This is a genomic window from Lentzea sp. NPDC037011 (genome assembly GCF_055607425.1).
Genome location: NZ_JBVJRT010000011.1, coordinates 19,772 through 36,799 on the forward strand (window position 1 = coordinate 19,772; position 17,028 = coordinate 36,799).

Below are 17,028 nucleotides of genomic sequence, written 5' to 3' on the forward strand. Positions count from 1 at the left end.
GCCTCGCGTCAGCGCAACGTTGGCGCAGGTTGTCGCGATGGGCGGGACGCAGAGCAGCTCGCCTCGACCTCTGACAGTCACGAGCGGAGGCCGTCGTCCACGAGAAGGTGGATGGCGGCCTCGGCCGTTCCTCCGTACCGTCTTCCTTTGTGCCGCACCACACCCACGACGGAATCGACTGGTCGTCCCGCCTCTCGGGCATGAGGCGCTACGGCGCACTGCAGGCCGAAGCGCTGTCCGCGGTCGCCCGCAGACTCGTCGCACCACTCCCGGACTCACCCGTCGTGATGGACGTCGGCTGCGGCGCCGGCTCGATGTCCGTCCCCCTGGTCGCCGCACTCCGCGACCACGGCGGCGGCGTCCTGGTCCTGGTCGACGCCACCCCCGAACTCCTCGACGCCGCCTGCGCCGCCGCCCGCACCGAGGGCGAGGGCGTGGTCTCGGTGAAGCCGGTCCTCGCCGACCTCGCCGCGGAAGACCCGCTCTCCTTCACGGGCCCGGTCGAGCTCATCTGGGCCTCCCGCGTCATCCACCACCTCCCCGACCAGCTGCGCGGCATGCGCCGCCTGGCCTCCGCACTGGCCCCCGGCGGCTGGCTGGCCCTGGCCGAGGGCGGCCTCGAAACCCGCTTCCTGCCCTGGGACCTCGGCGTCGGCGACCCCGGCCTCCCGGACCGCATGGCCGCGGCCCGCGCCGAGTGGTTCGTCTCGATGCGCGAGAACATGGCCGGCTCCGTCCGCCTGCCGGTCGGCTGGAACGTCGCCCTGGCCGACGCCGGCCTCGGCGACATCGGCTCCTTCAGCTTCGTCGTCGACCACCCGGCCCCGGCGAAGCAGCAGGTCCGCGACTGGGCGGTGGACCGCCTGACGTGGCTGGCCGAGATCACCGGCCCGTACCTGCACCCCGCGGACCGCGACGCTCTGCGCCGCCTGCTCAACCCGGCGGACTCCGAGTACGTCGGTGCTCGGGAGGACGTGTTCCTGCTGGAGACCGACACCGTCCACGTGGGACGGCGGCGGTGACGGCGTGCCACAGGTGCGGGCGGTCGCGGGCGTCCGTTTCTGAGCTGGAGCTGTTGGCCTGGTCGTCGGAGCGGATCGGGGGGACGGTTCGGTGGTTGTGTCACGCGTGCGCGAAGGCGCATGTGCGGGACATCGAGGGGAAGTTGCCGGACGAGTACTGGCGGTGAACGGCTGGTGCGGGTGAGGCTGGCTGGCTTGGTGGTGGGCTGGCTTGCGTGAGCCGGGCTGGCTTGAGTGGGTTGGCTTGCGTGGGTTGGCTTGCGTGGACTGGGCTGGGCTGGGCTGGCCGTTGGCTGGGCTGGCCGTTGGCTGGGCTGGCGTTGGCTGGGTCGGTACGGGTGAGCTTGGCCGGCTTGCGTGGGGCTCGCTGCCTTGAGCGAGCTTGGTCGGTTCGCGCGGGTGGGCTGTAGGGACGGCTGTTCGAGCTGAGTGGTGGGCGTCGGCGTGGGCGTTGTTGGTCCGGCGGTCGTATTCGGGCTTGGCTGGTTCGTGTCGGCTTGAGGCGTGTCGGGTGCTGTCTTCGTTCCTGCGGGGGCTGGCCGCCTCACGCGCGCTTCCCCATTGCGGGCGAGCGAGAACGGGAATCCGGACCGGCTTCACTCGAAAGAGTGGCCGAATAGGTGCTGGCAGCGGCGAGGCAGAGATCGAGAGCCAGCGTGCAGCGGTCGCGGCAGGGCACGACCACGCGCAACGCACGCCGCAAGCAACGAAGACCCAAGCAACGCAGACCATTGACCAGGCAGGTCAACGCGACCCATCCGGGCAGTCAGAAGTGGGCGCGCTGAGGGGGAACGGGTACAGGTGCTGTAAGGCCTGCCTGACCAGCGCCGTTCCGCGGCGAGGGCTCAGCTCCAGCTCCTCGTGCAGATCGCGCGGCGTGCACAGGCCCGCGGCCACCACGGCGTCGAGTGCGGCCACGACCGCGCGGGCGTCTTGTTCGCGGCGCATGAGGTCCAGGGTTGCGCGGGCCGGGGAGGCCAGGCGGAGGCCGTCGTGGTGGATGACGGTGGGTGGGCGGGTTGTGCGTTCGAGGAGCAGGTTCGGGTGGGAGCGGCGGGTGTTCTGGGTGCCCAGCACGTGGATGTGGCGGGGTAGGGGGAGGCGGGCGCCCTGGCGGGTCAGGGCGTCGGCGCCGGTGATCACGGAGGACGGGCCGGCGTAGGACAGGGCTGCGTGCAGGCGGTCCAGGCGGGTAGGCGGTGAAGGCTTTTGGAGGACTACGCCGGGCAGGAGGAACTGCCAGGGGCCGGACGGTAGGCAGCGGCGGAGGATCTCCCGCGAGGAGAGGCCGGATTTGCGCAGGTCAGCGGTCGTGGTGATGGGCATGGGACAAGCTTGGGGCAGACACCGGTGGGGGAAGGGACCTCGGAGGCAAGCTGTGGACAACTTCCGCCATGTTCACTCGACGGAGTGGAGAGGCCGCCGGCTCACGGCTCCTCGAAGCCCGGCTGCCACCGCGCCACGATCTCGCGCGCGGTCACGTGGGCGTCGAGCTGGCAGAGGATGCCGGTCGCGCCCAGCGTCACGCGGTGGATCAGCAGGTACTGCGGCGGCAGGTTCAGCGAGCGGCCCGTCTGGGAGTCGGGGCTGCGCAGGTCGCCGACCCGTTCGGCCTGCGACTGCAGCCAGCGGCGGGTGAAGTGGAACGACTCGGTGCGCAGCGGTTCGACGAACGGGGCCAGGTAGCCCAGGACGTCCTCGCCGTCGAGGGACATGCCCTCGCGGATGAAGTTCTCGGTGCGCAGGAGGTCGACCAGGTCGTCGGGGCGGCCGTCGAGGGCCAGGCGGGTCATGCGGCCGAGGGTTTTCGGGAGGCCGTCGGGGAGGCGGGCCACGGCGCCGAAGTCGATCACGCGCAGGCGGCCGTCGGCGCCCAGCATGAAGTTGCCGGGGTGCGGGTCGGCGTGCAGCAGGCCGGAGCGGGACGGGGCCGAGAAGTGGAACTCCGACAGCAGTTGGCCCGCGCGGTCGCGGTCCTCGGGTGAGCCCTCGCGGATGATCTTCGCGAGGCCCACGCCCTCGGTCCACTCGGTGACCATCACCTTCGGCGACGAGGCGATGACGCGGGGGACGACGACGTGCGGGTCGTCGTCGAAGGCCTTGGCGAAGGCGCGCTGGTTGGCGGCCTCGTCGCGGTAGTCGAGCTCCTCCAGGTACCGGTCGCGCAGTTCCTCCAGCAGGGGGCGCACGTCGGTGCCGGGCATGACCGCCTGCAGCAGGCGGGAGAAGCGCAGCAGCTGCTTCAGGTCGGCGCGCAGGGCTTCGTCGGCGCCGGGGTACTGGACCTTCACGGCCACGTCGCGGCCGTCGTGCCACACGGCGCGGTGCACCTGGCCGATCGAGGCCGAGGCCGCCGGGTCGTCGTCGAACGACTGGAAGCGCTTGGTCCAGGAGGCGCCGAGCTGTTCGGCGAGCACGCGGTGGGTGGTGCGGGCGGGCATCGGCGGGGCGGCGGTCTGCAGCTTCGTCAACGCCTCGCGGTACGGGGCGGCGAGCTCGTCGGGCACGGCCGCCTCGAACACGCTGAGCGCCTGGCCGAACTTCATGGCGCCGCCCTTGAGCTGGCCCAGGACGGCGAACACCTGCTCGGCGGTCTTGGCGGTGACCTCGGCGTTGACCTCGTCGGCTGCGCGTCCGGTCAGTCGCTTGCCCCAGCCGCCGACCACCCGGCCCGCCACCCCGAGCGGGAGGCTCGCCAGCTTGGCGGTGCGCTGCACGGCCTTGCGCGGAATCTCGGTCACCCGGCCATGGTATGTGCGCTGCACTGACAGTCAGGGTGCGGATACCAGCTCCGCCTCTCAGCAACCCCCGTGACCAGGTCCAGCTCGAGAGTGGCGTTGAGCACTGGCGGCGGTGCCTGCTCGGGTCCGCGGACGTGGCGCAGCGACTCCAGCACCTGCGCGACGGCGAGCGCGGCGGTGCCGGAGGCGAACAGGACGTCGTAGGAGGCGGGTTTGCCCACGAGCTGCGCGGCGATGGCCGGCCACGCCTCGTCGTGGTCGGTGCGGTGCAGGTCCGCGCAGTTCAGGCAGCTGGTGCGGCCGGGCAGCACGAGCGGGCCGACGATGCCCACGCCCTCACGGACGCGCACGGCCAGATGAGGTGTGCGGGCGGCCATCAGGCCGGAGACGACGGCCGGATCGGGGACGAGGGTCGCGGCGAGCACCACGAGGTCGGCGTGGTGGGCGAGCCGGACACCGGACTCGGCGAGCAGCGACGTCATCGCGAGGGAGAGGTGGGTGGAGCCGAACACGGCGGCCGTGGCACCCCTGGACGGGGAGGGGGACTCCAGCAGTCCCACCTGGTCGAGTGATTCCAGGACGGTGGTCAGCAGGGCCGGGTCCTCACCGCGGCTGCGGAGTCTTTCACCCAGTTCAGCGAGGGTGTGGCGGCCGTCGAGGACGAGCAGCTCGTCGACCAGGGCGTCGGGCAGCTCGTCGATCACCACGGCGTGCTTCGGGTCGGTGCCGACCTGCACGACGCCGGGGCCGCGGCGCACCACGGGCAGGCCGCTGCGCACTCGGGGGCGTGTGTCCACAACGGAAGACTGGCAGGGGGCGGTGCCCCCTGCCAGCGGAAACGTCAGACCTTGGACTTGCCGAGGATCCGCGTCATCTTCGTTCCGCAGACAGGGCAGGTGCCCTTCGCCATGCGCCGGCCGTTGGTCTCCTCGACATTGCCGTCGAAGTCGCGCTTCTCCCGGCACTTGACGCAGTAGCCGTTGTACTTCTCGGCCACAGCCCCTCCCTTGCAGTTGTGAGTGCGGACACACTCGGGGACCTTGGCGCGACGGTACCTCTGCGAGGCGGTGATCCCGCGCATGTCGATCTCGCGCGTGTCCAGCCGCCGTTCGGTGGAACTTCACCCGCCGGGTGCCCGCCTGCGGCCGGTTGGGGGCCCAAAATTGTCGGTGCCGCCGATTACGGTTACTGCATGGCCGAACCGCGGGTGGAGGTGCGGCGGAGCTCCCGGCGCCGCCGCATGGTCAGCGCGTACCGGGAGGGCGACACCGTCGTCGTCCTTCTGCCGGCACGGATGACCAAGGGGGAAGAGAAGCACTGGGTGGCGGAGATGTTGAGCCGCCTCCAGCGCAGTGAGACGCGCAGGAAGTCGCCTGCGCGGACGTCCGACGAGGCGCTGATGGCGCGGTGCGCCGAGCTGTCGGTGCGATACCTGGACTCGCTCGCCGACCCGGTGAGCGTGCGCTGGGTGCCGCCCATGCGCACGAGGTGGGCGTCGTGCACACCGACCGAGGGCACGATCCGCGTGTCCGAGCGGTTGCGCGACGTGCCGCCGTGGGTGCTCGACTACGTGCTGGTGCACGAGCTCGCGCACCTGCTGGTCCCAGGGCACGGCAAGGACTTCTGGGAGTGGGTGCACCGCTACCCGAAGTCCGAGCGGGCCATGGGCTACCTGGAGGGCATCTCGGCCGCGGCCGGACTGGGCCTCTCGGAAGACTGATCTTCAGCAACGCGAAGCGCCCGGCGGGGTGTGCCCGCCGGGCGCTTCGCACGTCTGACCGGTGCCCTCGGGCTCAGCTGTCCTTGGGCTTGTCGCCGTCCTGCGGCTCGTCCGACTCCGGGGTCGCCTCGGTGGCCTTCTCGCCGTCCTCGGCGCGCATGGTGCGCTCGAGCTCGGCGATCGGGTCCTCGAGCGCCTTGCGGGTGTTGGCGAGCCGCTCGGCGAACTCCAGCGGGTCGTCCAGGTCCTCGGTGGTCGGGATCAGCTCGGCGTGCTCCCACACGCCGTCGCGGACCTCGACGCCGTGCTGGTCGCCGACGAGCTTCCACAGCGCGGAGGCGGCCCGCAGGCGCCGCGGCCGCAGCTCCAGGCCGACGAGTGTGGCGAACGTCTGCTCGGCCGGGCCACCGGAGGCACGGCGGCGGCGCAGCGTCTCGCGCAGTGCGGGCGCACCGGGCAGCCGGTCGGCCACAGCGGCGTCGACCACGACGTCCACCCAGCCCTCGACGAGGGCGAGGAGGGTCTCCAACCGGTTCAGCGCGGCCTTCTGCTCCGGGGTCGTCTGCGGTTCGAGCAGACCGGAGCCCATGGCCTCCTCGATGGAGGCCGGGTTCGACGGGTCGATCTGGCCGGCGAGCTGCTCCAGCGCCGACGTGTCGACCTTGATGCCCTTGGCGAACTCCTCGACGGTGTCGAGCAGGCGCTGCCGCAGCCACGGCACGTGCGTGAACAGGCGCTGGTGCGCGGCCTCGCGGGCGGCGAGGAACACCATCACCTCGGAGGCGGGGCGCTCCAGGCCCTCGGTGAACTTCTCGATGTTCGCCGGCAGCAGCGCGGCCGTGCCCTCGGGGCCGAGCGGCAGGCCGACGTCGGTCGAGGTGAGGACCTCGGCGCCGAGCTGCGCCAGTGCGTTGCCGAGCTGGGACCCGAACGCCATGCCGCCCATCTGCCCGAGCATCGACAGCAACGGGCCCGCGGCCTGCTTGGCCTCGGCCGGCATCGCCTCGACCCACGCGCCGGACATGCGCTGCGCGACCGGGTCGCACAGCCGCTGCCAGGTCGGGATGGTGCGCTCAATCCAGTCGCGGGCGGTCCACGCCTGCGTGGTGCGGGTGCCCGCGGGCAGCGAGGTGACGGGGTCGAGCCACATCTCGGCCAGGTGCACGGCGTCGGTGACCGCGCCCGACTGGTCGGCGGCGAACCCGACGGTGGTCTGCGAGGAGGACAGCTGCTGGAACGCGATCTGCTTCGCGAGGTCGTAGTTCACCGGCCCGCTCGACGTCCCTGCGCTGCTCAGCATCGCGCCCAGCTGGCTCAGCATGTTGCCCAGCTGGTTGAAGTCGAACGGGTTGTCCCCCGGTTGCCCGTCCTTGTCGTCGGGGTTGTGCGGGCTGAACCCGAACGGCACGTCACTCATGCCTCTACCGTACGCGGATCGACATGGTCGTACGCTGTTCAGCCGTGAGTGAAACCGTCACGACCGCACCCGCTCCCGTGCCCCCGCCGAGGGAACGCGGACTGACCCGCCGGACGTGGACGCTGATCGCCAGCTTCCTGGTCGTGGCGATCCTCGGAACAGCGGGCGGGTTCGCCCAGGTTCCGTACGTCGCGCTGGGCCCCGGCCCCACCTACGACGTGCTCGGCAAGGTCAAGGACGCCGACGTCGTGTCCATCGACGGCCAGAACACGTTCCCCACGCAGGGCACCCTGCGGATGACGACGGTCTCGCTCACCAACGACCTGTCGCTCTTCGGCGCGCTGGGCCTGTGGCTGTCCGGCCGCTACGCCCTCGCGCCGAAGGAGGACTTCATCAAGCCCGGCCAGACCGAGGAGGACGTCCAGCGCGACAACGAGCAGGCGTTCAGCGAGTCGCAGACCTCCGCCGAGGTCGCCGCGCTGCACTACCTCGGCTATCCGGGCAAGGTGGTCGCGAACCAGGTCACCAAGGGCAGCCCCGCGGAGAACGTCATCCCGCTCGGCGCCCGCATCATCGCGGTGAACGGCAAGCAGGTGCAGAGCGCCGCCGACGTGAGCGCCGCGCTGGAGAACACCAAGCCGGGCGACCGCATCGAGGTCGCCTTCGAGCAGGACGGCACCTCGAAGTCGACCCAGCTCACCCTCGGCCAGCGCCCCGACGACCGCCCGTCCGGCTTCATCGGCATCTCGCCCGTCGACCGCGCCGACGTGCCGTTCAAGATCAAGATCAGCCTGTCGGACGTAGGCGGCCCCTCGGCCGGCCTGATCTTCGCGCTGGCGATCGTCGACAAGCTGACCCCCGGTGAGCTCAACGGCGGCAAGGCCATCGCGGGCACCGGCGAGATCCAGGGCGACGGCGCGGTGAAGCCCATCGGCGGCATCGCGTTCAAGATGGTGGCGGCGAAGGAGGCGGGGGCGACCGCGTTCCTCGTGCCCGCCCAGAACTGCACGGACGCCAAGCAGCAGGCGCCGGAGGGCCTCACGCTGATCAAGGTCGAGAACCTGAAGGACGCGGTCTCGTCGCTGGAGGCGCTGAACAAGGGCCAGCCGACGCCGGGCTGCTGACCCGCGGGCCCGCTGACCTGACGGTTTCAGCCACGGGCGAACAGCACGAACGCAGCCCCGCCGTGATCACACGGCGGGGCTGTGCCAGCCTGGAGGCGTGACGACTAGGGCCGCAGCGTGGCGAGCAGCGCGTCGGTGAGGTTCGGGGCCAGCTCGGGGTGTTCGACGAACTCCTCGGGGACCTCGACCGTGCCGCGCAGGCGCAGCACGCAGGAGACCGTGCCGTCCCTGAGAACGGCCGCGACCAGGCGCGCCTCGCGGCGGGACGGGTGCTCGGCCGCGAACCTGCGGGCCGCCTCGTCGTCGAGCTCGCCGTGGTGCAGCTCGGTCTCGGCTTCCGGGGGCAGGACGACGATCTCCTGGGCCAGTGCGCACCCGGTGACGGCCGGGGGCCACTCGATGCCCGCGAGCGCGTCGGCCAGGTCGCCTTCGAGGGCGTCCTGGGCGATCGGCGTCAGCGGGGAGGCCGCCGGGTCGAGCTGGGCGCGGAGCTCTGGCTGCTGGGCGATCAGGTCGGACGTCGCCACGAGGGCGAAGAGCTGCGGGGGCTGCTCCCAGCCGCCGGCCGCTACGAACTCTTCTACCTCGCGGGCGACCGTCGGGAGGACGACCGCTGGCGTTTCACTCGCTGACACGCGTGTCATCGTAAGACGGCGCACTTCACGGGAACCCAGGGCGTCGTCCGTAGAGTTGGACTAAACGTACGTATCGATTTACCGCGATCCAGGAGCGTGCCTCGTGGCCACACGGCCTCCGGTCGGACTGCCGAAACTGTCCCGGCGCAGCCGAATACTGCTCATCGTGGGTGTCGTGCTCCTGTTCGGTCTCATCACGGGATCGCGGCTGCTCGACACCTACGTGAACTGGCTGTGGTTCGGCGAGGTCCAATTCCGCAACGTCTACAGCACAGTGCTGCTCACCAGGCTGGGGTTGTTCCTGGCCGTGGGGGTCGTGGTCGGCGGCATCGTCGGGCTGAACCTCTGGCTCGCCTACCGGGCGCGGCCGGTGTTCGTCCCGGTGTCGGGGCCGGACGACCCGGTGGCGCGCTACCGCACCGTCGTCATGCGGCGGATGCGGTTGTTCTCGATCGGCATCCCGGTGTTCGTCGGGCTGATCGCGGGCGCGTCGGCGCAGGCCGAGTGGCAGCAGGTCCAGCTGTTCCTCAACGGTCAGCCGTTCGGCATCACCGACCCGCAGTTCGGCCACGACATCGGCTTCTACGCCTTCCAGCTGCCGTTCTACGAGTGGCTGCTGTCGTGGCTGTTCATCACCACGGCCGTGTCGTTCATCGGCGCGGTGATCGCGCACTACCTCTTCGGCGGCATCCGGCTGGCCGGTCGCGGCGGGCAGCTCTCGGGTCCGGCGCGGCTGCACCTGGCACTGGTCGCCGGCACGTTCGTGCTGCTGAAGGCGGTCGCGTACTTCTTCGACCGGTACGAGCTGCTGCTGCACGAGAACGAGAAGTTCGTCGGCGCCAGCTACACCGACCTCAACGCGGTCCTGCCGGCCAAGCTGATCCTGCTGTGCATCGCCGTGTTCTGCGCCGTGGCGTTCTTCGCGGGCGCGTTCATGCGCAACGTGCAGCTGCCCGCCATCGCGACCGTGCTGCTGGTGCTGTCCAGCGTCCTGGTCGGCGCGGCGTGGCCCGCGGTCCTGGAGCAGTTCTCGGTCAAGCCGAACGCCATCCAGAAGGAGGCCGAGTCGATCACCCGCAACATCGCGGCGACCCGGCAGGCCTTCGGGCTGACCGACGACAAGGTCGAGACGAAGCCCTACGAGGGCAAGCAGAACGTCGCCAACGACCAGATCAAGACCAACGACGCCGCCACCCTCGGCAACATCCGCCTGCTCGACCCGGCGGTCCTCGGCCGCACGTTCACCCAGTTCCAGCAGCTGCGGCCGTTCTACGGGTTCCCGAGCAAGCTCGACGTCGACCGGTACACAGTGGACGGCAAGCTGCGCGACTACATCGTGGCGGTCCGCGAGCTGAAGCTCGACAGCCTGCCGCAGGGCCAGCGCGACTGGATCAACCAGCACCTCATCTACACCCACGGCAACGGCTTCGTCTACGCAGAGGCGAACAAGGTCAACGAGATCGCCGACCAGTCCAACGGCGGCTACCCCGACTTCAAGACCGGTGAGGTCAAGCCCAACGGCGAGGTCGGCAACGTCGCCAACGGCATCAAGGTCGACCAGCCGCGCACGTACTACGGCGAGCTGTTCGGCACGAACGACTACTCGATCGTCGGCGGCCGGCCCGCCGGTTCCGCGGCCGAGTACGACACCGATGCCAAGTCCTACACCTACACCGGCAGCGGCGGCGTGCCCATCGGCAGCCTGTTCAACAAGCTCGCGTTCGCGGCCTACTACGGCGAGCGGAACATCCTCTTCAACCAGTCGATCGCCGACGAGTCGAAGATCCTGTTCAAGCGCACGCCGCGTGACCGCGTGCAGGCCGTCGCGCCGTGGCTGACCGTCGACAGCGACCCGTACCCCGCCGTCATCAACGGCCGCATCACCTGGATCGTCGACGGCTACACCACGCTGGAGAACTACCCGTACGCGCAGCGCACGCCGCTGGGTGACGCCACCAACGACTCGCTCACAGCGGACGGTGTGGTGATCTCGCAGGTCAACAAGCCCGTCAACTACATCCGCAACTCGGTCAAGGCCACTGTGGACGCCTACGACGGCACGGTGTCGCTGTACGCGATCGACGAGAAGGACCCCGTCCTCAAGGCGTGGATGGGCGTCTTCCCCGGCACGGTCAAGCCCGCCGGCGACATCAAGCCGGAGCTGCGCGAGCACTTCCGCTACCCCGAGGACCTGTTCAAGGTGCAGCGGCAGATCCTGTCGAAGTACCACGTCTCGTCGCCGTCGGACTTCTACTCCGGTGTCTCCTACTGGGCGCCGGCGCAGGACCCCACGATCGACAACGTGACCTCCGCCGACGCCCAGCAGGCCGAGGCGAAGAAACGCCGCGACGCCCAGCCGCCGTTCTACGTGCTGGCCGGTGACCCGGCCAACCAGAGCAAGGTCAGCTTCCAGCTGACCAGCCCGCTCGTGCGCGAGAACCGGGAGTTCATGGCCGCCTACGTCTCGGCGTCCTCCGACCCCGACAACTACGGCAAGATCAGCGTGTTGCAGCTCAACACCGACGCCAAGGGCCCGCAGCAGATCCAGACGCAGTTCCTCACCTCGGACAACGTCAGCCGCGAGCTCAACCTGCTCACCCAGCAGAAGACGACCGTCGTCTACGGCAACCTGCTGACCCTCCCGGTCGGCGGCGCGCTGCTCTACGTCGAACCCGTCTACATCGAACGCGCGTCGAACAACACGTCGTTCCCGCAGCTGTCGAAGGTCCTCGTCTGGTACGGCGACCGGGTCGGCTACGCGTCCACGCTCAACGAGGCGCTCGAACAGGTCCTCAGCGGGGCGGGGGCCGTGGTGCCGCCGCCGAGCGACAACAACAACGGCAACGGCCAGACCTCCACGCCGCCGCCGACGCCGACCACACCCGGCAACACCGGCGGAACGTTCAGCCCGGAGCTGCAGAAGGCGGTCAACGACATCGACGCGGCGCTCGCCGACATCAAGCGGGCGCAGCAGAACAGCAACTTCGCCGAGCTAGGCCAGGCCTACCAGCGCCTCGACGACGCCTCGAAGAGGTTCAAGCAGTACAGCACCGGGTCGGCCTCACCGCCGCCCACCGGCCAGTCCTCGGTTGTGCCCAGCCCCACACCGTCCGGCTGACCACCCGATTTGCATTCCCCGCTCCACCCCGCGTATGGTTCTGTTCATACCGACGCGGGGTGGAGCAGCTCGGTAGCTCGCTGGGCTCATAACCCAGAGGTCGCAGGTTCAAATCCTGTCCCCGCTACAAAGTGGGAGAGCCCTGTCTGCGGAGGACGCAGACAGGGCTTTTTCGTATTTTCATTGGGGGCGAAGCCCCCAAATCCCACCCGGAGGGCTTCGCCCCCGGACCCCCGAACCCCGAGGCGGCGCCTTGAGAAGGTGGGCGCGGGACCAGGATTGAGTCGGGATTGAGCCGGGATGGGCCGACACTGGGGCTGAGCTGGGGAAATGCGGTTAGAGGGGGGTGGTGGAAAAGGGGTTTTTCGAGGGTGTAGAGTTCTACCTACAACAGCAAGACAGCAAGACAAGCTAGAAGCGGCGCGGGGTGGAGCAGCTCGGTAGCTCGCTGGGCTCATAACCCAGAGGTCGCAGGTTCAAATCCTGTCCCCGCTACTAGATGGAAGGCCCGGAGTCCTAGGACTCCGGGCCTTCTTCGTATTTCCGAGCAAGTTGATCCGGCCGAGCGGGCCGGGCGGTTCAGGTCATGTTCTCCGCCCAGTACTGGGCGCACAGCATGCTGGAACAGATCCGGCCCTCGCCGCTCACCGTGCGGTGCTTGCGGATCTGCTTCCCGCACACCATGCACTCGTCCTTGCCCGCCTGCTCCGGGATCCCACCCGTCACCCACGCACGCGTGTGCATGGCGACCTTCTTGTGGTCCAGCCACTTCATCTTCATGCCCATGGTTCCCCGACCTCCGCTGTCCAGCCGCTGACGCCCGCTGAGGGCGATGATCATTTTTCCAGGCTTCCCGCCGGAGGAAAGACCCCGGAGCCGACATCACCGGGTCGTGCGACGGCAGCCCACGTCCGTCCATTCGGGTGGCTTCGGCCGGTGAGAGCAGTGCCGCCGATCGGGTGAGGCCGGGGAAGTTTCGCTTGTGCGAAAGGCTTTTTCCATCCGGGATGGACACGGACGGTCAAGCGGCCAAACGCGTGAGGCGCCAAAACTGCCGCTTACTCAGCGAGACTTTTCGTTGCTCCGCATGGCCCATCGGACTAGCCCGGTGATCAGCCACAGTGGACAGAACGGCTGACCATTGTGGACAGCCTCCCCCGGACGTGGGAACGTTGTCGTTGTGTCAGACCTGAATGCGACCGCAGCCGCCCTGCTCGGGCTGCTGCACGACGGACCCAAGACCGGTGGCCAGTTGGTTGCGGAGGCCGGGGAGCGCTTCGGAGCGTTCTTCAGCGTCACCCGCAGCCAGGTGTACCGCGAGCTGCCCGCGCTGGCCGACCAGGGCCTGCTGCGACTCGGCAAGCAAGGGCCGCGCTCCAGCCAGCAGTACGTGCTCACCGCGGCGGGCAAGAAGGCCTTCAAGAACTGGCTGCTGTCCGAGCCCGGCCCCGACCACCTGCGCAGCCCGCTGATCCTGCGCCTCGTGCACGCCGGCTCGTTGACGGCGAAGCAGCGCGAGTCGCTGGTCGCCACGGCGCGCACCACGTACGGGGCCGAGCAGGAGAGCGCCCGCAGCGCCGCCAAGACCGCGGAGGACCCCTACGCGAAGGCGGTGGCCGAGTTCGGCCTGGCCCACGCGAAGGCCGTCCTCAAGTTCCTGGACGCGATCCCCACGGGCTGAGGTCGGGGCGTCTGCAAGTACCACCGACAACGGGTCGGTGGTACTTGCAGACGCCACTACCTGCACCAGTTCCACGGCCGGTCGCTGCTGGTGACCGGTATTGGCGTAATCTTCTGCTGTGAATCCGGACGTCGAAGCAGACATCAAGGACCTCTCCGCCACCCTGAGCAGCATCGAGGCGGTGATGGACCTCGATGCCCTGCGTGCCCAGGTCGCGGATCTGGAGGAGCAGGCAGCCCGCCCCGACCTCTGGGACGACCAGGAGAAGGCGCAGAAGGTCACCAGCCAGCTCTCGCACAAGCAGGGTGAGCTGCGCCGCATCACCGGCCTGCGGGAACGCCTCGACGACCTGCCGCTGCTCTACGAGCTCGCGGAGGAGGCCGAGGACGCGGACGCCGCCGCCGACGCGGACACCGACAGGGCGAAGCTGCGCGACGAGATCGCGAGCCTCGAGGTGCGCACACTGCTCTCCGGCGAGTACGACGAGCGCAACGCGCTGGTCACCATCCGCGCCGAAGCCGGTGGCGTCGATGCCGCCGACTTCGCCGAGATGCTCCTGCGCATGTACTCCCGCTGGGCCGAGCGGCACAACTACGGCGTCGAGGTCTTCGACACCTCCTACGCGGAAGAGGCCGGCATCAAGTCCGCCACCTTCCGCGTCACCGCCCCCTACGCCTACGGCACGCTGAGCGTCGAGCAGGGCACCCACCGCCTCGTGCGCATCTCGCCGTTCGACAACCAGGGCCGCCGCCAGACGTCGTTCGCCGGCGTCGAGGTCGTGCCCGTCGTCGAGCAGACCGACCACGTCGAGATCGACGAGAAGGACCTGCGCGTCGACGTGTACCGCTCGTCCGGCCCCGGTGGCCAGGGCGTCAACACGACCGACTCGGCGGTGCGCCTCACGCACATCCCGACCGGCATCGTCGTGTCCTGCCAGAACGAGCGCTCGCAGCTGCAGAACAAGGCCACGGCCATGAACGTCCTGCAGGCGAAGCTGCTCGAACGGCGCCGCCAGGAGGAGCAGGCGAAGATGGACGCGCTCAAGGACTCCGGCTCCAGCTGGGGCAACCAGATGCGCTCCTACGTGCTGCACCCGTACCAGATGGTCAAGGACCTGCGGAACAACCACGAGGTCGGCAACCCGTCCGCGGTGCTCGACGGTGAGATCGACGACTTCCTCGAAGCCGGCATCCGCTGGCGCAAGCAGTCCCAGCAAGCGTGAGCCGCAGCCGCGGTGTGAGCTGAGGCGAAGGGCACGTCCGGGCCGTCCGATGGTCCGAACGTGCCCTTTCGTCCACCGGTTGTGCTGAACCGACCACGCCGTGTGGGGGAGGAGAACCGCCTTTCCGGGGCTGGAAGTTAACCGGAACGGGGGCTTTACCGCGGCCATGGGTAGACTCGCGCCTCGTGATTCGTCTCGAACACGTTTCCAAGGTCTACAAGACCTCCACGCGTCCCGCGCTCGACGACGTGTCCGTCGAGATGGAGAAGGGCGAGTTCGTCTTCCTGATCGGGCCCTCCGGGTCCGGCAAGTCGACGTTCCTGCGCCTGCTGCTGCGCGAAGAGGTGCCGACCAGGGGACGCGTCTACGTCTCCAACTTCGACGTCGCCAAGATGTCGCGGCGCAGGGTCCCCCGCCTGCGCCAGTCCATCGGCTGCGTGTTCCAGGACTTCCGCCTGCTGCCGACGAAGACGGTCGCCGAGAACGTCGCGTTCGCCCTCGAGGTCATCGGCAAGCCCCGCAACACCATCGTCAAGGTGGTGCCCGAGGTGCTGCAGCTGGTCGGCCTCGACGGCAAGGAGGACCGGTTCCCCACCGAGCTCTCCGGTGGTGAGCAGCAGCGCGTCGCGATCGCCCGCGCGTTCGTGAACCGCCCGCTGGTGCTGATCGCCGACGAGCCCACCGGAAACCTGGACCCCGACACGAGCCAGGACATCATGTTGCTGCTGGAGCGGATCAACCGCACCGGCACGACCGTCATCATGGCCACCCACGACCACGGCATCGTCGACTCGATGCGCCGCCGGGTCGTGGAGCTGTCGTACGGCAAGGTCGTCCGTGATGACGCGCGCGGCGTTTACGGCGTCGGCCGCTAAGCGCTCCTAATCCCCGACCCCCCAAGGAACCCCGCCCCCGATGCGTACCAGCTTCGTGTTCAGCGAGGTCGTCACCGGACTTCGCCGGAACGTCACGATGACGATCGCGATGATCCTCACGACCGCCATCTCGCTCGGGCTGCTCGGCGGTGGCCTGCTCGTCGTCCGCATGGTCGACAAGATGCAGGCCAACTACGCGGGCAAGCTCGAGGTCTCGGTCCTGCTGACCAACGACGTCAGCGCCAACGACAAGGACTGCACCCAGCAGCCGTGCGCGGGGCTGAGGTCCCAGCTCGACCAGACCTCCGGCGTCGAGTCCGTGGTGTACCAGAACCGCGACGAGGGCTTCGAGCGCTTCAAGCAGATCTTCGAGGCCCAGCCGGAGCTGCTCAAGCTCGCCCGGCCGGAGGCCATCCCGGCCACGTTCCGGGTGAAGCTCGAAGACCCGGAACGCACCGAGGTCATCAAGAACGCCTTCGAGGGCAAGCCGGGCGTGAAGGGCGTCGACGACCAGGGCAAGTTCCTGGAGCGGTTCTTCGACGGCCTCAACGGCTTCCGCGACGTGGCGCTGATCCTGGCGCTCATCCAGGCGTTCGCGGCACTGCTGCTGATCTCGAACACCATCCAGGTGTCGGCGTTCACCCGCCGCGTCGAGGTCGGCATCATGCGCCTGGTCGGCGCGACCCGCTGGTACACGCAGCTGCCGTTCCTCATCGAGGCGGTCGTCGCGGGCATCATCGGCGCGGTCACCGCGGTCGCCGGCCTGGTGCTGTTCAAGGCGTTCTTCCTCGACCGCATCACCCGCAACCTCACCGAGTCGGGCATCATCCCGCCGGTCGGCTACCTGGACATCCTCATAGTCTCGCCGTGGCTGTTCCTGGTCGCGATCCTCATCTCGGCCACGACCGGCTACGTCACGCTGCGGCTCTACGTGCGGCTTTAAGAGTTTTACCGACCACGTAGAGTTGTCGCCATGGTCAAGGAACGCGGGCAGAAGGTCATCGCGTCGAACCGCAAGGCTCGGCACGACTGGGCCATTCTGGACACCTACGAGGCGGGCATTCAGCTCGTCGGCACCGAGGTGAAGAGCCTGCGCATGGGACGGGCGTCCCTCGTGGACGCCTTCGCCCAGGTCGACGACGGCGAGATCTGGCTGCACGCGCTGCACATCCCGGAGTACGTCGCGGGCACCTGGACGAACCACGAGGTCCGGCGCAAGCGGAAGCTCCTGCTGCACAAGCACGAGATCGAACGGCTGATCGGCAAGACCAAGGAGTCCGGTCTGTCGCTCGTCCCGTTGCAGATGTACTTCAAGGACGGCTACGTCAAGGTCGAGCTCGCCCTCGCCAAGGGCAAGAAGTCCTACGACAAGCGCCAGGACATCGCCAAGCGCGACGCGAACCGTGAGATCGCACGGGCGCACGGGCGGGCGTTGAAGGGCCGCTACTGACGCCGTCCAGCACCGCACCGACG

At 69.2% G+C, this 17,028-nt stretch carries 16 protein-coding genes and 2 tRNA genes; 11 read left to right on the forward strand and 7 right to left on the reverse strand.

Annotation, left to right across the window (positions count from 1 at the left end; all coding sequences use genetic code 11):
* Positions 1-149: 149 nt before the first annotated feature.
* Positions 150-1,022 carry a class I SAM-dependent methyltransferase gene (locus ACZ7CH_RS30440; protein ID WP_470371457.1) on the forward strand — a complete coding sequence of 291 codons (873 nt, stop codon included), beginning with the start codon at positions 150-152 and terminating at the stop codon, positions 1,020-1,022.
* A gap of 744 nt (positions 1,023-1,766) precedes the next feature.
* On the opposite strand, the gene ACZ7CH_RS30445 is transcribed toward ACZ7CH_RS30440, so the two are convergent.
* The 4 genes from ACZ7CH_RS30445 to ACZ7CH_RS30460 all read right to left on the reverse strand — a co-directional run bounded on the left by ACZ7CH_RS30445 (position 1,767) and on the right by ACZ7CH_RS30460 (position 4,760).
* Entirely contained in the window at positions 1,767-2,348 is a 582-nt protein-coding gene (locus ACZ7CH_RS30445; protein WP_470375513.1) for a type IV toxin-antitoxin system AbiEi family antitoxin, read from the reverse strand.
* Between the two features lie 101 nt (positions 2,349-2,449).
* Positions 2,450-3,763, reverse strand: coding sequence for an ABC1 kinase family protein (locus ACZ7CH_RS30450; protein ID WP_360401387.1), 1,314 nt, complete (start codon positions 3,761-3,763; stop codon positions 2,450-2,452).
* Positions 3,760-4,560 carry a TOMM precursor leader peptide-binding protein gene (locus ACZ7CH_RS30455; protein WP_360401384.1) on the reverse strand — a complete coding sequence of 267 codons (801 nt, stop codon included), beginning with the start codon at positions 4,558-4,560 and terminating at the stop codon, positions 3,760-3,762. Before ACZ7CH_RS30455 ends, ACZ7CH_RS30450 begins: the two co-directional genes overlap by 4 nt.
* 44 nt (positions 4,561-4,604) lie before the next feature.
* On the reverse strand, positions 4,605-4,760 hold the full coding sequence (locus tag ACZ7CH_RS30460; RefSeq protein WP_360401381.1) for a DUF5679 domain-containing protein: 156 nt from the start codon (positions 4,758-4,760) through the stop codon (positions 4,605-4,607).
* 195 nt (positions 4,761-4,955) lie between these two features.
* Between ACZ7CH_RS30460 and ACZ7CH_RS30465 the strand changes: the two genes are divergently transcribed.
* A complete protein-coding gene (locus ACZ7CH_RS30465) occupies positions 4,956-5,483 on the forward strand; it encodes a M48 family metallopeptidase (RefSeq protein ID WP_360401378.1) in 528 nt (175 codons plus the stop codon).
* Between the two features lie 73 nt (positions 5,484-5,556).
* Here ACZ7CH_RS30465 and ACZ7CH_RS30470 read toward each other — a convergent pair whose 3' ends face one another.
* Positions 5,557-6,900, reverse strand: a complete 1,344-nt coding sequence (locus ACZ7CH_RS30470) for a zinc-dependent metalloprotease (RefSeq protein ID WP_458434227.1) — start codon at positions 6,898-6,900, stop codon at positions 5,557-5,559.
* Between the two features lie 44 nt (positions 6,901-6,944).
* Here ACZ7CH_RS30470 and ACZ7CH_RS30475 point away from each other — a divergent pair, with 44 nt between their 5' ends.
* Entirely contained in the window at positions 6,945-8,024 is a 1,080-nt protein-coding gene (locus ACZ7CH_RS30475; RefSeq protein ID WP_470375514.1) for a YlbL family protein, read from the forward strand.
* Between the two features lie 104 nt (positions 8,025-8,128).
* On the opposite strand, the gene ACZ7CH_RS30480 is transcribed toward ACZ7CH_RS30475, so the two are convergent.
* Positions 8,129-8,668, reverse strand: coding sequence for a PPA1309 family protein (locus ACZ7CH_RS30480; RefSeq protein WP_458434226.1), 540 nt, complete (start codon positions 8,666-8,668; stop codon positions 8,129-8,131).
* Between the two features lie 94 nt (positions 8,669-8,762).
* Between ACZ7CH_RS30480 and ACZ7CH_RS30485 the strand changes: the two genes are divergently transcribed.
* The 3 genes from ACZ7CH_RS30485 (at position 8,763) to ACZ7CH_RS30495 (ending at position 12,272) form a co-directional block, all read left to right on the forward strand.
* Positions 8,763-11,777 (forward strand): UPF0182 family protein, encoded by a 3,015-nt coding sequence (locus ACZ7CH_RS30485; RefSeq protein WP_470375515.1) that lies wholly within the window; start codon positions 8,763-8,765, stop codon positions 11,775-11,777.
* 53 nt (positions 11,778-11,830) lie between these two features.
* Positions 11,831-11,904: transfer RNA gene (locus tag ACZ7CH_RS30490), tRNA-Met, on the forward strand.
* A 294-nt stretch (positions 11,905-12,198) separates the two neighbouring features.
* Positions 12,199-12,272: transfer RNA gene (locus tag ACZ7CH_RS30495), tRNA-Met, on the forward strand.
* Between the two features lie 84 nt (positions 12,273-12,356).
* On the opposite strand, the gene ACZ7CH_RS30500 is transcribed toward ACZ7CH_RS30495, so the two are convergent.
* A complete protein-coding gene (locus tag ACZ7CH_RS30500) occupies positions 12,357-12,617 on the reverse strand; it encodes a hypothetical protein (protein WP_360401367.1) in 261 nt (86 codons plus the stop codon).
* Positions 12,618-12,957: 340 nt separating this feature from the next.
* On the opposite strand from ACZ7CH_RS30500, the gene ACZ7CH_RS30505 reads away from it, so the two are divergent.
* The 5 genes from ACZ7CH_RS30505 to smpB all read left to right on the forward strand — a co-directional run bounded on the left by ACZ7CH_RS30505 (position 12,958) and on the right by smpB (position 17,005).
* Positions 12,958-13,458 (forward strand): PadR family transcriptional regulator, encoded by a 501-nt coding sequence (locus ACZ7CH_RS30505; protein ID WP_360401364.1) that lies wholly within the window; start codon positions 12,958-12,960, stop codon positions 13,456-13,458.
* 118 nt (positions 13,459-13,576) lie between these two features.
* Complete coding sequence (gene prfB / locus ACZ7CH_RS30510; protein WP_360397890.1) at positions 13,577-14,680, forward strand: peptide chain release factor 2; 1,104 nt, start codon at positions 13,577-13,579, stop codon at positions 14,678-14,680.
* Positions 14,681-14,865: 185 nt separating this feature from the next.
* Entirely contained in the window at positions 14,866-15,555 is a 690-nt protein-coding gene (gene ftsE, locus ACZ7CH_RS30515) for a cell division ATP-binding protein FtsE (protein ID WP_030470385.1), read from the forward strand.
* Between the two features lie 40 nt (positions 15,556-15,595).
* Positions 15,596-16,498, forward strand: coding sequence for a permease-like cell division protein FtsX (ftsX, locus tag ACZ7CH_RS30520; RefSeq protein WP_360397892.1), 903 nt, complete (start codon positions 15,596-15,598; stop codon positions 16,496-16,498).
* Positions 16,499-16,528: 30 nt separating this feature from the next.
* On the forward strand, positions 16,529-17,005 hold the full coding sequence (gene smpB, locus ACZ7CH_RS30525) for an SsrA-binding protein SmpB (RefSeq protein WP_360397894.1): 477 nt from the start codon (positions 16,529-16,531) through the stop codon (positions 17,003-17,005).
* Positions 17,006-17,028: the final 23 nt, after the last annotated feature.

Bases quoted from the DNA above. Each gene is read 5' to 3' on its own strand.
- ACZ7CH_RS30480 (WP_458434226.1), bottom strand. From the start codon at position 8,668: ATGACACGCGTGTCAGCGAGTGAAACGCCAGCGGTCGTCCTCCCGACG.
- ACZ7CH_RS30500 (WP_360401367.1), bottom strand. From the start codon at position 12,617: ATGATCATCGCCCTCAGCGGGCGTCAGCGGCTGGACAGCGGAGGTCGG.
- ftsX (WP_360397892.1), top strand. From the start codon at position 15,596: ATGCGTACCAGCTTCGTGTTCAGCGAGGTCGTCACCGGACTTCGCCGG.
- ACZ7CH_RS30465 (WP_360401378.1), top strand. From the start codon at position 4,956: ATGGCCGAACCGCGGGTGGAGGTGCGGCGGAGCTCCCGGCGCCGCCGC.
- ACZ7CH_RS30445 (WP_470375513.1), bottom strand. From the start codon at position 2,348: ATGCCCATCACCACGACCGCTGACCTGCGCAAATCCGGCCTCTCCTCG.
- ACZ7CH_RS30470 (WP_458434227.1), bottom strand. From the start codon at position 6,900: ATGAGTGACGTGCCGTTCGGGTTCAGCCCGCACAACCCCGACGACAAG.
- smpB (WP_360397894.1), top strand. From the start codon at position 16,529: ATGGTCAAGGAACGCGGGCAGAAGGTCATCGCGTCGAACCGCAAGGCT.